The sequence below is a fragment of the Chryseobacterium lactis genome (assembly GCF_003815875.1).
In the GTDB taxonomy this organism is placed as follows: Bacteria; Bacteroidota; Bacteroidia; order Flavobacteriales; family Weeksellaceae; genus Chryseobacterium; species Chryseobacterium lactis.
The window spans coordinates 3,701,779-3,717,346 of record NZ_CP033924.1; the positions used below are offsets into that span (position 1 = coordinate 3,701,779).

Annotated in this window: 17 protein-coding genes; 9 read left to right on the forward strand and 8 right to left on the reverse strand. The window is 35.1% G+C overall.

Translation table 11 applies throughout. The features are described from left to right. Positions 1–43: 43 nt before the first annotated feature. The 4 genes from EG342_RS16360 (at position 44) to EG342_RS16375 (ending at position 3,211) form a co-directional block, all read left to right on the forward strand. Positions 44–1,021 (forward strand): acyl-ACP desaturase, encoded by a 978-nt coding sequence (locus tag EG342_RS16360; RefSeq protein ID WP_103293684.1) that lies wholly within the window; start codon positions 44–46, stop codon positions 1,019–1,021. Positions 1,022–1,119: 98 nt separating this feature from the next. Next, a complete protein-coding gene (locus EG342_RS16365; RefSeq protein ID WP_103293683.1) occupies positions 1,120–1,551 on the forward strand; it encodes a BT0820 family HAD-type phosphatase in 432 nt (143 codons plus the stop codon). Positions 1,552–1,634: 83 nt separating this feature from the next. Continuing rightward, a complete protein-coding gene (gene map / locus EG342_RS16370; protein WP_103293682.1) occupies positions 1,635–2,444 on the forward strand; it encodes a type I methionyl aminopeptidase in 810 nt (269 codons plus the stop codon). Beyond that, entirely contained in the window at positions 2,444–3,211 is a 768-nt protein-coding gene (locus EG342_RS16375) for a class I SAM-dependent methyltransferase (protein ID WP_103293681.1), read from the forward strand. Before map ends, EG342_RS16375 begins: the two co-directional genes overlap by 1 nt. Before the next feature lie 63 nt (positions 3,212–3,274). Here EG342_RS16375 and EG342_RS16380 read toward each other — a convergent pair whose 3' ends face one another. The 3 genes from EG342_RS16380 to EG342_RS16390 all read right to left on the reverse strand — a co-directional run bounded on the left by EG342_RS16380 (position 3,275) and on the right by EG342_RS16390 (position 5,363). Further along, positions 3,275–3,988 carry a T9SS type A sorting domain-containing protein gene (locus tag EG342_RS16380; RefSeq protein WP_103293680.1) on the reverse strand — a complete coding sequence of 238 codons (714 nt, stop codon included), beginning with the start codon at positions 3,986–3,988 and terminating at the stop codon, positions 3,275–3,277. 113 nt (positions 3,989–4,101) lie between these two features. Further along, on the reverse strand, positions 4,102–4,434 hold the full coding sequence (locus EG342_RS16385) for a DMT family transporter (protein ID WP_034736545.1): 333 nt from the start codon (positions 4,432–4,434) through the stop codon (positions 4,102–4,104). 365 nt (positions 4,435–4,799) lie between these two features. Further along, on the reverse strand, positions 4,800–5,363 hold the full coding sequence (locus tag EG342_RS16390) for a Crp/Fnr family transcriptional regulator (RefSeq protein WP_103293679.1): 564 nt from the start codon (positions 5,361–5,363) through the stop codon (positions 4,800–4,802). Between the two features lie 381 nt (positions 5,364–5,744). Here EG342_RS16390 and era point away from each other — a divergent pair, with 381 nt between their 5' ends. Then, positions 5,745–6,620 carry a GTPase Era gene (gene era / locus EG342_RS16395; RefSeq protein WP_103293677.1) on the forward strand — a complete coding sequence of 292 codons (876 nt, stop codon included), beginning with the start codon at positions 5,745–5,747 and terminating at the stop codon, positions 6,618–6,620. A 67-nt stretch (positions 6,621–6,687) separates the two neighbouring features. Continuing rightward, positions 6,688–7,116 (forward strand): DoxX family protein, encoded by a 429-nt coding sequence (locus tag EG342_RS16400; RefSeq protein ID WP_103293676.1) that lies wholly within the window; start codon positions 6,688–6,690, stop codon positions 7,114–7,116. A gap of 50 nt (positions 7,117–7,166) precedes the next feature. Here EG342_RS16400 and EG342_RS25210 read toward each other — a convergent pair whose 3' ends face one another. Beyond that, entirely contained in the window at positions 7,167–7,316 is a 150-nt protein-coding gene (locus tag EG342_RS25210; RefSeq protein WP_164465196.1) for a bacteriocin-like protein, read from the reverse strand. 122 nt (positions 7,317–7,438) lie between these two features. Here EG342_RS25210 and EG342_RS16405 point away from each other — a divergent pair, with 122 nt between their 5' ends. After that, positions 7,439–9,841 carry a S9 family peptidase gene (locus tag EG342_RS16405; RefSeq protein WP_103293675.1) on the forward strand — a complete coding sequence of 801 codons (2,403 nt, stop codon included), beginning with the start codon at positions 7,439–7,441 and terminating at the stop codon, positions 9,839–9,841. Between the two features lie 68 nt (positions 9,842–9,909). Here EG342_RS16405 and EG342_RS16410 read toward each other — a convergent pair whose 3' ends face one another. Then, complete coding sequence (locus EG342_RS16410; protein ID WP_103293674.1) at positions 9,910–10,599, reverse strand: HAD family hydrolase; 690 nt, start codon at positions 10,597–10,599, stop codon at positions 9,910–9,912. Between the two features lie 76 nt (positions 10,600–10,675). Here EG342_RS16410 and EG342_RS16415 point away from each other — a divergent pair, with 76 nt between their 5' ends. Further along, complete coding sequence (locus tag EG342_RS16415) at positions 10,676–11,239, forward strand: Crp/Fnr family transcriptional regulator (protein ID WP_103293673.1); 564 nt, start codon at positions 10,676–10,678, stop codon at positions 11,237–11,239. Between the two features lie 46 nt (positions 11,240–11,285). Here the strand turns inward: EG342_RS16415 and EG342_RS16420 are convergent, their stop codons facing one another. Then, the gene (locus EG342_RS16420; RefSeq protein ID WP_164465197.1) at positions 11,286–12,095 is read right to left on the reverse strand and encodes a GNAT family N-acetyltransferase; all 810 of its coding nucleotides are present in this window, start codon (positions 12,093–12,095) and stop codon (positions 11,286–11,288) included. Positions 12,096–12,708: 613 nt separating this feature from the next. Between EG342_RS16420 and EG342_RS16425 the strand changes: the two genes are divergently transcribed. Beyond that, a complete protein-coding gene (locus EG342_RS16425) occupies positions 12,709–13,212 on the forward strand; it encodes a GNAT family N-acetyltransferase (RefSeq protein ID WP_103293671.1) in 504 nt (167 codons plus the stop codon). Between the two features lie 47 nt (positions 13,213–13,259). Here EG342_RS16425 and EG342_RS16430 read toward each other — a convergent pair whose 3' ends face one another. Together EG342_RS16430 and EG342_RS16435 are read right to left on the reverse strand one after the other, a co-directional pair. Further along, positions 13,260–14,084, reverse strand: a complete 825-nt coding sequence (locus tag EG342_RS16430; protein ID WP_103293670.1) for a GLPGLI family protein — start codon at positions 14,082–14,084, stop codon at positions 13,260–13,262. Between the two features lie 65 nt (positions 14,085–14,149). Then, positions 14,150–15,526, reverse strand: a complete 1,377-nt coding sequence (locus EG342_RS16435) for an MATE family efflux transporter (RefSeq protein WP_103293669.1) — start codon at positions 15,524–15,526, stop codon at positions 14,150–14,152. Between the last annotated feature and the right edge of the window lie 42 nt (positions 15,527–15,568).

The following is a 15,568-nucleotide window of genomic DNA, read 5'->3' on the forward strand; positions in this document are numbered from 1 at the left end:
AATAAATAAATCATATCTTTGTTAATTAAAACTGAATAGTAAAATGTATCAAAAGCTTGTTAGGAAAGAAGTAATGGGAATATTGGAAAAGGAAGTAGGTTCTTTTCTTGAGAAATTTTTAACGCCAATCGAAAAGATCTGGCAGCCTTCCGATTATTTACCAGATCCTTCAAGCAATGAATTTAAATACGATTTAGAAGAAATTCAGACTTTTGCACGTGAAATGCCTTACGACCTTTTTGTAACCCTGATCGGAGACTGTATTACCGAAGAAGCTCTTCCTTCTTATGAGTCTTGGCTAATGGGAGTTGATGGGATCAATCAGGAAGAAAGATTAGGTTGGTCAAATTGGGTAAGAGCATGGACAGCAGAAGAAAACAGACACGGAGATTTATTAAACAAATATCTTTATCTGTGTGGAAGAGTCAACATGAGAGAAGTTGAAATTACCACTCAATATTTAATCAACGATGGTTTTGATCTGGGAACCAGTATGGATCCTTACAGAAACTTTATCTATACAAGTTTTCAGGAAACAGCAACCAATATTTCTCACAGAAGAGTAGGTACATTGGCAAAACAGTCCGGAAACGGAAAACTTGCTAAAATGTGTGGGGTAATTGCTGCAGATGAGGCAAGACACGCCAAAGCTTACAAGCATTTTGTTGCTAAAATCCTTGAAATTGATCCTTCAGAAATGATTCTTGCATTTGAAGATATGATGCGTAAGAAAATCGTAATGCCGGCTCACCTGATGAGACAATCAGGGCAGAAAGCAGGAGAACTTTGGGGACATTTTTCAGACGCTGCACAGAGATGTATGGTGTATACAGGACAAGATTATATTAATATTATGAAAGATCTGTTGGACGAATGGAAGATTGAACATGTAAAAGGTCTTACAGAAAAAGCAGAAAAAGCTCAGGAGTATCTGATGAAGCTTCCGGGAAGATTACAGAAAATCACCGACAGAGTTTCTACTCCGGATCTTCAGTTCCAGTTTAGCTGGGTGAAGAGCTAGTAGTTCATATTATTATTTAAATTATAAAAGTATTGAGTGCCTTTCTTTTTGGCACTCTTTTTTATTTCTTATCTTTGCAAAGCTAAAAAAAGAACAAAATGTTAAATAATAAAAAGATTGCTGTTGACTTTGACGGAACTATTGTTGATGATGCTTATCCGGCAATTGGGAAGGCTAAAATTTTCGCTTTCGAAACTTTAAGAAGACTGCAAACAGAAGGGTACAGACTCATTCTTTGGACATATAGACATGGAAAAACGTTAGATGAAGCTGTAGAATTCTGCAAGCAAAACGGAATAGAATTTTATGCCGTGAATTCAAGTTTTGAAGGAGAGGTTTTTGATTCCGAAAATCAATCCAGAAAATTAGATGCAGATTGGTTCATTGATGACAGAAACCTTGGAGGGTTTCCGGGATGGGGCGAAATCTATAATATTATTCAGGAAAGAATAGAATTCCGTGTGGAAGGAAAAGAAGTTCTTGCCTATTCAAAACTAAAAAAGGAAAAGAAAAAAGGTCTTTTCTGGTAGAAAATATAACAATTTAAAAGTGTACCGATTGATCAACACCTATTGTTACACTTATACACTAATACATTGGTAAGATTAATACAATGATTCAATTAAAAACGATAGACGAATTACGTCTGATGAAGGAGAGTGCCCGATTAGTATCTAAAACATTGGGAATGTTGGCGAAAGAAATTAAACCGGGGATTACAACTTTATATTTAGATAAACTGGCACATGATTTTATCAAAGATCATGGCGCTGAACCTGCATTTTTAGGATACGGAGGCTTCCCGAACTCTTTGTGTATTTCTCCAAACGATCAGGTTGTTCATGGTTTTCCTAATAACGATGTGGTAAAAGAAGGAGATGTTCTTTCTGTAGACTGTGGAGTTATTTTAAACGGATTTGTAGGAGACCATGCCTACACTTTTGAAATTGGTGAAGTAAAACCGGAGGTTAAAAAACTATTACAGGTTACTAAAGAATCCCTTTATAAAGGAATTGAGCAGTGTATCAGAGGAAAAAGAATCGGAGATATTTCTCACGCTATCCAGGCACATTGTGAAAAAGAAGGATACGGAGTGGTAAGAGAACTTGTAGGACACGGATTAGGAAGAAAGATGCACGAAGATCCTCAAGTACCCAACTATGGAAGACAAGGAAGTGGAAAAATCATCAAAGACGGTTTAGCAATTGCTATCGAACCGATGGTTAACATGGGTACTGAAAAAGTAAAATTCCATAATGACGGATGGACGGTGACTACGTTGGATAATATGCCTTCTGCTCACTTTGAACATGATGTAGCTGTTATCAATGGTAAACCGGTATTGCTTTCCACATTTGAATATGTATATGAAGCATTGGGAATTGTAAGTGATGAAGAAAAGCAGTTCCAACTGGATTTTTAATGAAAAAGATCACGAAGCTTTTACTGAATAAAATTCCACGTCCGATGCTTATTAAACTAAGTATCTGGGCAAGACCTTTGATCTATCAGTTTTTCAAAGGCGAAGACTTCTATGATCCAATTGATGGAAGATCTTACCGTAAGTTTCTTCCGTATGGATATGGGAAACAGAGAGAAAATGCACTTTCTCCGGGAACTTTAAGCCTGGAAAGACACCGCCAGATGTGGTTGTATCTTCAGAATGAGACTGATTTTTTCATCAAAAATTATAAAGTCCTGCATATTGCTCCTGAACAGGAATTTCTTAGGAAATTTAAGAGAATGAGCAATCTGAATTATATTTCTGCCGATTTATATTCTCCTATCGTAGATGTAAAGGCTGATATTCTGGATCTGCCATTTGAAGATGAAACCTTCGACATTATATTTTGTAATCATGTTCTGGAACATATTGAAGATGATGCAAAAGCAATGAGCGAGTTGTACAGAGTAATGAAACCGGGTGGCTGGGGAATTCTTCAGGTTCCGATGAAAAACTCTCTGGAAAAAACCTACGAAGATTTCACCATCAAGGATCCGAAAGAGCGTCAAAAACATTTCGGGCAATACGATCATGTTCGTTGGTACGGAATGGACTATTTTGACCGCTTAAGAAAAACCGGTTTTGAAGTCGATCAGAATTTCTATTCGCAAAAATTTACAGAAGAAGAAATAAGAAAATATGGGTTAAGACAAAATGAAATCTTACCTATAGTTTCGAAAAAATAAAAGCAAAACACGTCTTCAGATTCTGAAGACGTGTTTTTATTATACAGTAAATACTTTTACGATTTATTCTTTTGTGAAATTAAAAGACTGATAGTTTTCTATTGTTAAGATGTACTGACCTTTTTGAAGGTTGTTCGTATCAACAGACATTTTTCTGTCACTCGTTTTCGTTTCAAGGACAAGCTTTCCTGACAAATCATAGATCTTTATCGGAAGATTTCTTTCTACATTTTCAATATATAAAATTTCCTTTACCGGATTTGGATAAGCTTTGAATGTTTTCTTTACAGCTTCCACTTCCTTAGTACTCAAGTTAGCTGTGTTATTATAAAAAATCTTATTTCCGGAAGGGTCTGTAATAACCAGCGTCTTCACGTTGCCATTGGTTGTAATCTGGTAATTATATAGGGATGCATAACCTCCGTTGACATAAATATCAACATTTTTCTGGTCATAGTTTCGTACAGCACCTGCATTTCCTCCGTTATAAAATAGCTGGGTAAACGATTGAGCTGTTTTGATAAGGTTATTACTGCCGGGCATTATTGAAAAGAGCATCGTGGCTGTATTGTAATACTTGGAATTAATAACATAGCTTGTTCCACCTGCAGAGCTAATTGTGGTTGCGGGAACTCCGTTATCAATTAAAGGGGTATTGGTAGTTTGCCCGCTGCTTGTTACCATTTTGGAGATGTACCAGTTAGTACCTAATAATTCGGAAGTTTGCTGAGCTGTGAGTAAGCCTCCAGCCAGTAAAAGAAGTAGAGTTTTTTTCATGGTTAAAAATTTGCGCAAAGATATAAAAAGGTTTTAAATAGCAAAACCGCCTTCACGCTGAAGACGGTTTCATTTTTAAATATAGATAGATGTTTATGCCTTATTCAGGGTTTTTAATGTGACGACGAAACAGCTTTTAATCCGACTACCGAACCAATTAACGTTACAATAAAAAATATTCTCCAGAAGCTTACAGGATCTTTAAAGAAGAAAATTCCCATTAAAGCAGTTCCTACCGCTCCAATACCCGTCCATACAGCATATGCAGTACCAATAGGTAGTGTCTGAGTAGCTTTGATAAGCAAAAGCATACTGATAGTCATCGTTATCAGAAATCCTGTGTACCAAAGGTACATCTCTGTTCCTGACGTTTCTTTAGCCTTTCCCAGACAAGAAGCGAACGCTACTTCAAATAATCCCGCGATAACTAATATTATCCAATTCATTTTGTAAATTTTTCTACAGCAAATTTCAGGATTTTAAAGGAGAAAAAATTTTACAATTGTTAAAAAATGATAGTGTAGTAAGGAAGTTGTGTTAATCTGCAGGTGTGATATCCTGAAATTTTATCAGGAAGAAACTATTGTTGGGGAAGTAGTTAGGAGCTGGTTATTAATTGTTCCTTAATGAATAATTTGTCAATAGTATTTACGCTACAATATCAATAGGAGCGGACTTTAGTCCGCTTTCAATATAAATAACAATTCCATTGGCTTTAGCCAAAACTTAAAAAATACTTTACATTAATTAATAGGATGGTATAAGATTTTATAGACTGCAAGGACTTCCAGCTTTCAGCCTTAAACATCGCTTATTTAATTTCCGCACGGATTCTGCTTAAGCTTACCTGCGTAATTCCAAGATAGGAAGCAATGTGTCCAAGTTGAACTCTCTTAAGAAGATCCGGCTGGTATCGGATAATGTCCTTATAACGTTCCAAAGAAGTTTTGAATTGCCTTGAGATAATCAGCTCTTCAGATTTTATCATTTCTGCTTCAGCCAGTTTTCGTCCCCAGTTGGCAATATGAATATCTTCGTTGAAAAACTTCTTAAGATTCTCCGTTTCCAGCCTGTAAAGGTCACAATCTTCCAAAAGTTCAATACTTTCATAGCCGGGTTTATCTTCCACGTAACTTTTCATAGAAAGTACAGATTGTCCCTCACTTCCGAACCAAAACGTAATATCGTTATCTGAAGTAGATTTGTAGGCACGGGCGATTCCTTTACGAATAAAATAAACGTATGGTATTACTTTGTCGGCTTCCATCAGGCAAAAACCTTTTGGATAAGAAACTTCAGTGATGTGTTCTTTTAAACTTGCTTTAGAGGCTTCGGGCAGAAGGTAAATCTGATCAAGAATCTGGTCTATGTCCATAAAGATAAATTCTAATAGTCAAAAGTATCAGTTTTAGGTAATGCAATACAAAATAATTCTGTGGTTTTTGCAGGAAAATAAATCTTTAGTTTGAAAAAAATAAAATCATGGTAGAATGTACGGAACAAAATTATACACCAGGTTTTTCATTCCGAAGGAATTTCAACAAAATATTTGATCTGTTTCAAATTGTTTAGATCTTTTATAGGAAGACAAATAAAATGTTTCAGAAATTGCGAATTTGTCATAAAATTATATAATGTATTTTCCTTTTGTAATGCATTACAGAGATCAATAACTCTCTTTTTTCTTTTAAATATTGAGATTAAGATGAAAGACCAATTTTGTTTTACTAACTTTGCAGTTCGTAACATTATTTTTATGCACAAAGCTGGATTTGTAAATATAGTTGGAAAGCCCAATGCCGGAAAATCAACACTTCTTAACCAATTAATGGGTGAGAAGTTAGCGATTGTAACGCAGAAAGCTCAGACAACCCGCCACAGAATTTTTGGGATTTATAATGAAGAAGATCTTCAGATCGTATTTTCAGATACTCCGGGAGTATTGGATCCAAAATATGGTCTTCAGGAGAAGATGATGGATTTTGTAAAAGATTCTTTACAGGATGCTGACGTATTCCTGTTTATTGTAGATGTAACCGATAAAGCAGAACCTTCAGAATTCCTGATTGATAAATTAAATAAAATTCCTGTTCCTGTACTTCTTCTTTTAAATAAGGTAGACCAAACCGATCAGCCTGGTCTGGAAAAACTGGTAGAAGACTGGCACAATAAAATTCCAAAGGCAGAGATTCTTCCTATTTCAGCATTGAATGCTTTTAATACAGAAATTATCTTACCTAAAATAAAATCTTTACTTCCGGAAAATCCGCCATACTATGATAAAGACCAGTATACGGATAAACCGGAAAGATTCTTCGTCAATGAAGCAATTCGTGAAAAAATTCTTTTGAATTATGATAAAGAAATTCCGTATTCTGTAGAAGTCGTGACCGAACAGTTTAAGGAAAAGGAGGGAATTATCTTTATAGATTCTATCATTTACGTGGAAAGAGATACTCAGAAAGGAATTATCATCGGTCATAAAGGTGAGGCTATCAAAAAAGTAGGAACTGAAGCCAGAATGGACCTGGAAAAGTTCTTTTCTAAAAAAATTCACCTGAACCTATTTGTAAAAGTGAAAAAGGACTGGAGAAAGAACGATCGTGACTTGAAAAATTTTGGTTACAGATAAACTAAAAATGCTGTAAACCCCTTTGTATTAAAAGATTTTTATTACCTTAGTCTAAATTTTTTAGTAAATGAACTATAATAATTCAAATTCGAGCTCAATACTTAAAGATATTGTTTTATTGGTCGTGAGAGTGTTTGTAGGTTTTGCAATGCTTTCTCATGGGTTTCCAAAACTTCAAATGTTACTGGCAGGCGGTAAAATCGAGTTTTTTGATTTTATGGGACTTGGACCCCAGATTTCTTTGATTCTTACAGTGTTTGCAGAATTTGTATGTTCTATTTTACTTATATTGGGACTTTTTACAAGAGTTTCCTTAGGCTTCCTGATTTTTACAATGGTAATGGCAGCTTTTGTAGTGCATGGTGCAGATCCTTTTGATAAAATAGAATTAAGCCTTGTATATCTTTCCGTTTATCTGCTGCTGATGGCATGCGGAGCCGGAAAGTTCTCTGTAGATCATATGATAGAAAGAAGAAAAAGAGCTTCAGACTGGTAACACAGATGCAACAATAAATGAAAGGCACCTTTAAGGTGCCTTTTTCTGTTTTAATAATTGCAATTAGGTAAGCATTCCCAGATCAGAGCTCCGTTTTCGTCTCTTACTCTGCAAGCCATATAGCCTGAATCACATAGTGGAGCACTTCCTCCAAGAATTGTTTTTAGGTTTCCCTTTGATAATTTTCTTAAATTTTTCATATTGCTTTAATTTTGTTATATAAAAGTAGTAAAAAAATATAATATGACACTATTAGGTGTGTTATTTTTTTGAATTTTATAAATCTTCTAAAATTCACTAAATTCGTGGAAAATGAATTTATATGAAGATAAAACTGACTATTTGCCTTTTGGCATTTCTCAATTTTTATGATGCACAGGAGAATATTACGTATCAAAAACCCTCTGTAGAAATCTTAAAACTGGCAGATTATCAAAGACCACCAAGTGTCTTGATGAACAATAAAAAAGATTGGGTCGTTTTCACTTACCGTCCGACCTATAAGACACTGCAGGACCTTAGCCAACAGGAAATGAAGCTGGGAGGATTAAGAATCAATCCTATTACCAATATTGCAAGTACTGTTACCTATTTTAATGATTTAAAAATCAGAAAAATCAATGATAAAAATGAAATACAGGTAAAAAATCTTCCTTCAGGAGCAAAGATTACGTATGTTTCATTCTCGCCGGACGAAAAGAAACTGGCCTTTACCAATACGACAAATAAAGGAGTAGAGCTTTGGATAATAGATCTTGAAACCGCTGTTGCTAAGAAAATAACGAATGATAATCTGAATGCCAACTTAGGAATGCCTTATCTGTGGTATAATGATTCTCAAAGCTTATTGATTAAAACACTTCCTCAGAACAGACCGGGACTTATTGATTCCAGTAAAGACCTTCCGACAGGGCCAATTGTCTCAACAGCGGATGGAAAAGTTTCACAAAACAGAACGTATCAGGACCTTTTAAAGAATCCTCAGGATGAGAAAAATTTTGAAGTTCTTACCGCTTCTGAAATTCAAAACGTTGATCTTAACGGAACTTTGAAAAAAGTGAAAGATCAGGATATGTATGCCGGATTAAGTCTTTCTCCGGACGGGAATTATTTAATGACCACTGTTATTAAAAAACCATTCTCTTATATTGTTCCATTGAATCGATTTCCAATGACAACTACGGTATATGACATGAAAGGAAATGCTGTAAAGGTAATCAATGAAGTTCCTTTGAATGAGATCATGCCAAAAGGGTTTTCATCAGTAAGAACAGGGAAAAGAGACATGACATGGAGAAGCGATGCTCCGGCAACATTAGTTTTTGCTGAAGCTCTGGACGGCGGTGACCAACATAAAACAGCAGAATACAGAGATGAAATCTTTACATGGGAAGCTCCGTTCACTGCTGCACCAAAGTCTTTTTTTAAGACAAAACAACGATATGAAGATGTAGATTGGACCAATGATCATTACGCTGTGGTTTCTGAAGAATGGTATGATACAAGAAATAAAAAATCTTTTCTCGTAGACCTTAAAAATGGACAATCAAAGGTTATAGACGATAGAAATTCTCAGGATGTGTATAGCGACCCGGGACATTTTAATACAGTTAAAAACCAGTATGGAAGAATGGTTATTGACATGAAAGGAGGGAAGGCCTACCTGATTGGAGATGGCTTTACGAAAGATGGCCAGCATCCGTTCATTGATGAAATGGATATTACATCGTTGAAAAAGAAAAGGCTCTATACTTCTAATCTGAAAAATGGCAAAGAAGCAATTGTTGATATTTTAAACCCTTCAAAAGGTGAAATTTTAACAACCCAGCAGTCTTCAAGTCAATATCCGAATTATTTTAAAAAGAATATCAAATCAAACAAAACAGAAGCTGTGACGGCTTTTGCAAATCCGTTTGAAAGTATAAAAGATGTTTATAAAGAAGTAATAACCTATAAAAGAAATGATGGTGTTACATTAACAGGAACGCTTTATCTTCCTGCAAATTATGATAGAAAGGCGAAGAAAGAAAAGCTTCCTTTGCTAATCTGGGCTTATCCTACGGAATACAAAGATAAAAATACAGCAGGACAGAATACCCAAAATCCAAACGACTTCACATTCCCTTCTTATGGATCTTTTATCTACTGGACGACCAAGGGATATGCGGTGTTGGATGACGCAGCTTTCCCAATTATCGGCGAAGGAAAAACAGAACCGAATGATACGTTCATTACTCAGCTCGTGGCTAATGCGGCGGCGGCTATTGATGCCGTAGATCAGTTGGGATATATCGATAAAAAGAAAGTGGCTGTAGGAGGGCATTCTTATGGTGCTTTCATGACAGCTAATCTTCTGACCCATTCTAATCTTTTTGCTTGTGGTATCGCAAGAAGCGGGGCTTATAACAGAACATTGACTCCTTTCGGGTTCCAGACGGAGCAAAGAAATTATTGGGATGTTCCGGAGATTTACAATACTATGTCTCCGTTTATGCATGCTGACAAAATGAAAACTCCACTGCTGCTGATACATGGTGATGCAGATAACAATCCGGGAACTTTTACCCTGCAGACGGAAAGATATTTCCAGGCATTGAAAAATCTGGGTGCACCGGTAAAAATGGTTCTTCTTCCAAAAGAAGCCCACGGTTATCAGGCTAAAGAAAATATTCTACATCTTCTATGGGAACAGGATCAGTTCCTTGAAAAGTGTCTGAAAAAATAATAATTAAATAGGCTGTTTATTCGTAAACAGCCTATTTTAATTCAAAAATATAATAGGGAAGTTTTGATTTATAGGTGGTTTAAGATCTCATTAATATGCTTTAGTTCCATAAAATTTTCATGTTCCAAATGATGTTCATGTTGCTCATGAGTCCAGGTCACATGATACGGAATATGTGCCGCAGATCCTCCAATTTCCAGTACCGGTAAAATGTCTGACTTTATAGAGTTTCCAAGCATCAGGAAGTTTTCCGGCTGGCAGTCAAGGTGTTTTAGTAGCTTTTTATAATCATGTTCTTTCTTATCACTCATGATTTCAATATGATGAAAATATTCCTGTAATCCTGAATTCTTGAGTTTTCTTTCCTGATCCAGCAGATCACCTTTGGTTGCGACTACCAGTCTGTATCTTCCTTTTAAACTTTCAAGGGTTTCCGTGACGCCTTCTAAAAGTTCAATAGGTTTTTGAAGAAGGTCCTGGCCTAATTCAATGGCTTTTCCAACAAGCTGAAGAGAAGCTGTACCATCTGAAACCCTGTTGATTGTTTCTATCATACAAAGCATAAATCCTTTTACACCATATCCGTATAAATGAAGATTTTGCATTTCGGTTTTAAATAATTCCTGTGATACGGAGTGCTGGGGTAGATAATCTTCCAGCAGTATACAGAATTCCTTTTCAGCTTCCTGAAAATAAGGTTCGTTGATCCAAAGCGTGTCATCTGCATCAAAAGCAATGGTGGTGATATGATTATTCATTTTTGTTTTGTAATTTTCTACTCGCAAAATTCATGATAAAAAATAAATCAGACAAGGACATTTGTCCCGGGTAAATATGTTACGGACGAACCAAACATTTTTAAATTATTTCCAAGAACTTTATCAAAAGGGTAGTCACCAGGGTGATATTGCCATACAATCATTTGATAAAGGCGAACAACTATTGGTGCAGAATCAAAAATCTTCGAAGGTAATGCTGATAAAAGAAGGCATCACCAAATGTTATTTTGAAGAAGAAAACGGGAAAGAATACATCGTTGAATTTCTGGGAAGCGGTGAAATTATCGGCGAAGTGGAATTGATTAAAAGCATCAACTGTTTGTGCAGTATTGAAGCAATTACTGAAGTGTCTGTCTATGCAGTATCTATCCCTTACTTTAAGGATTTAATTCAAAATGATATTGCGTTAAATAATCTATTGTTGGATGTCTTTGCGGACCGGATCATTAATACTTCCAGCAGGGCTTCTTATCAACAGCTGTATACAACGGAACATACCTTATTGCAGCTTCTTAAAATGCAGGTTAAACAGGGTATTCAGATATCAAAAGAAGATATGGCTGCGTATCTGGGAATTACTGTGAGAAGTTTGAACAGGATTTTAAAGGATTTAGAATAGACAAATAAAATTTATATCTGATGAAATTTTTTGAATTAAATGCTAATTACAATCTATATAGAGGAAAAAAATTGTTTTTTGTTTGATGTAGATTTCTGATGAGTACAAGTTTATTATATTGTGTATCATTTACAATGAGTTTCCAAATTGAAAACTGGCGAAAATCTTTAGAGAATCCGGATTTAAATAAAAATAAATTATCGTTGTCCTTTCCTCCGAAACCTCCGCCTAAGTGAAGATATTTAAGATTGTAAGAATTCGCTTTTTTTCTAGCCTCATTAATAATTAGTTTCATTGGTGAATCTTTAATATATTCATCCATTGTAGCTGCCAGATGATATTGCATAATGTCACCAACTATTGTGAAAATTGCTCCTGCTACCAGCTTATTGTCTTTTTTTGCTAGAAGTAACATTATGCGATAATCAATATTATTTAGAAATTTATAAAAATAATTTTTGTCATAATAATAACGTTCGAAGGCATTTACTTTTGACATAGTTTTATAATAGATTTTAATAAAATCATCAACCTCCTCAGGTTTGTGGGCTTCAGTAATCGTGTATCCTTGTTTTGCAAGACGCCTAATTTCATATTTTGTAGATTTTCGATAGCATTCATATTGCTTTTCATGAGATTGCCGCAAGTTAATAACGACAGTTTTATTTAGAATTGAGATTTCTCCAAATTCACTAAAAAAAGAACCATAATCTACAATTGGATGCAGACGACTAAAAACAGAAACTATTTTATTTGTTTTACAGAAATCTAAAAAGAAATTTCTTAATAATGTAAAGTGTTCTTTTGAAATTTCTTTAAAGCATAAATTAGATATGGGTCCGCAATATCCGTACACAGAGGTAAGATCAGAATATTCAGAATTTTCTATTTTACGAATTTTAAATGGGAGAGCAATAATCTCGTTATTGTACCGGGAAACTATCAGGATGGCAGGGAAATAGCTTTCCACGCAATGATAAAAGTGAGTGTGGTATATATCATAAAAGTGACAACCTTTAATAATACTTTCCCAACTCTCCTTATCACTTATATCAATACAAGTAAAAAGGTATTTTTTTTCATATTTGTGTGTGGTTACATTTCAATTGTGTTCTGATCAAAAATAGCGTTTACGCCAACTTAAAGCAATACTTATGAGGAGATCACTCTATTATGTTCTTGTAATTTTAATATTTTGAGTTTTTTTTAAAAGAGAAAAGACATTTTAATATTTTTTTTCCAATCTAAGTTGGATGTTGAATATAATTAAAGTCAAATAGCATTACTAAATAAACCCATTTTGAAATTTCAATTTTACAAAAAGTAATGGATAAATGATGGTTTGTAGGTTTTTGATGTAGATTTTTTAGGCGGTGGTATTTATTTTATTGCTAAAATCAAAATTTTATTCTTTTTAAGGGGGTGCTTTGTAAATTTGTTATTTTTGCAATAGAATAATTATGGTTTCAATGGGAGAATTAAAGTTCAGAAATGCTGAGTTAAGTGATTTAAAGAAAATCGTAGAAATATACAATTCTACAATCGCTTCAAGAATGGTGACAGCGGATGTTGAAGAAGTTTCAGTAGAAAGTAAACAGCAGTGGTTTGATGAACATAATCCTGAAACAAGACCGCTGTGGGTGGTTGAAGATGCTGAAGATCAGACAGTAGGATGGGTGAGTTTCAGCTCATTCCATGAAAGGGCGGCTTATAGCGGAACGGTAGAGGTAAGTATTTATCTGGATGAAATTTGCCGGGGTAAAGGATATGGAAAAACAATTCTCCAATATTGTATCGACAACGCAGGAAAATTCGGGGTTAATAATCTGGTAGCACTTATCTTTCTTCACAATGAGCCAAGTTTAAAGTTGTTCAGGCATTTTGGATTTGAAGACTGGGGAACATTACCGGATGTTGCTGTTTTGGATGGCATTGAAAGAAGTCTGAAGATCTTAGGAAAGAGAATCAGTTAAAAATACAAAAGCGGCCTCTAAGACCGCTTTTCTTGTTTTCTTCTTATTTAATTTTTGAAAACAGGCTCTTTATCCTTTTCAATATAAATAAATCGCCCCTTGATACCATTCTGAAGCATTTCTTTTTTCTTGTTTAGCTCTTCAACAGATTCTACGGTTTCATTTTTAAAGGTAGCTTTATTGCCATTCTTTATTCCTTCTGCAAACATCCTGGTAGGATTTTGGTAAATTTCTTCAATATATGTATTGAATTTTTCATTACTAATCGGAATAGCTGATTTACCATAGTGAGTTTCTACAAAATCTTTGGTGTCATAATCTGCACTGAGTTTTTCATTGTTAACCAACTTATACACAAAATTTTGATCTTTATCTTCCAGTATAAAAATTAGCCCGGGAAGCCCTCTGAATTTATAAGGACCTTCTTTGATATTAATCTCATTAGAAAACCATGCATTCCAGCTTCTGCCGGCGAAATCTGTTGTGGCTTTTTGAAGTTTATAACCATTGTATTCTTTGGTTTCCTGAAGGACCTTCCAGCTCATTTCATCATTTGTTTTCACCACAAAATAATCAAAAAAATCTCTGTACCAGTTGTTTTTAAAAGAATCCGGTTTCCTTTCTATAACTTGATCTGTCTTTGTACTATAATGGGATATCGATTGATTGGCTTCCTTATTTTTGATATCAAAATCTGCAAATTTTCTGTCATAAAATTTAACCGACTTAGGGCTGATGTCTAAATTCATTAAATCTGTTCTGTATTCTTTTGACGAATCTTTTCGATATTGAAGTTCGTAAGTAAACCGGTTGGTTTGAGATTGATATAGAGATCCTGCGTATAAAGCGAGTAAGATTAGTGTTTTTTTCATGTTTATTATTTAAAGCAGCCAAAAATAATAAAAAAACGCAGAGCTCAAAACTCTGCGTTAATATATTAAGGGGCTTTCACCTCTATATTCTGCTTGATTCGTTTCGCAGACATATTTAAAAATCGTTTCACCAGGAATACAGCTGACACCGTTAACCCTAGTCCGAGCGCAATCCACATTCCGAAAGCTCCCATTTTCAGTGTTACACAGAAGAAATACCCTAATGGAATGGTGATCACCCAGTAGGCGATGAAAGTGTAAATAGAGGGTATTTTAACATCCTGCAAACCTCTCAACATTCCTAAAGCTGTAACCTGAATTCCGTCTGAAAGTTGGAATAAAGCAGCGATAATCATCAGTTTTGAAGCTAAAGTGATTACTTCTACCTCTTCTTTTTTAGTAAAGAAAGTGGGTAATATGTTTCTGCCCAAAATGAAAACAAATCCGCAGATACACATGAATATAAATGCAATTTTCAAATTGTTAATTCCAACCTTTCTTAGTTCAACAAAGTTTTGTTCCCCAAGTTTTCTTCCGATCATTACCGTAGAGGCTACACTGAAGCCAACACATAAGTTAAAAGTAAAGGAAGCCATACTTAACGCAATCTGGTGTGAAGCAATATCATGAGCAGAAATAAGTCCGCAGATAAATGCCGCACCTGCAAATGCTGTAACTTCAAAGAACATCTGTAAAGCAGTTGGTAATCCCAGTTTTACCATTTTATCAAACATTTTTTTAGAGAAATCCTGCATTTTTAAAGAGAAATCTTTGATATAACGTCTCGTTCTTTCCTCTTTAAGCAAGACAAAATAAAGGAAAACAACCATGAAAATTCTGGAAATTAAAGTCGCTAAAGCCGATCCTTTAACACCCATTGGCGGAATTCCCCAAAGCCCTTTGATAAATACATAATTTAAAACAATATTAATGATATTGGCAATAATGGTAGCCTTCGTAACACCTATGGTATAGGAAAGGCCTTCTGAAACCTCACGAAGCGTCTGAAAGGCCATAAATGGTACCATACTCACCACCATAATGCTTAAAAAACCAACGGTATCCGGAATGATTTTTGCCGGCTGTCCGGAATGATAGAGTAGTGGCATTCCCAATAACAGAACGACCATCAGAATGATTCCCACAGACATATTGATCACAAACCCATGAGTGAATACGGAATTAATCGTCGCATGGTCCTGTTTGGAATGAGCCTCCGAAACCAGCGGCGGAATGGCAAATGAGAATCCCAATGCCAAAACGAATATAGAGAAAAATACCGCATTTCCTAATGATACCGATGCCAGAGCATCAGCACCTAAAAGTTGTCCGACAATAATATTGTCGAATAAATTGACTGAAACTTGCCCCACCTGGGTAAGCATCACAGGTAGAGCCAACGTCAGGCATTCTTTCGTATAGTTTTTGTTTAAAAAGTTCATAATATTTTAAGATTCATATAGTTTATAATTCAAATTGACGCA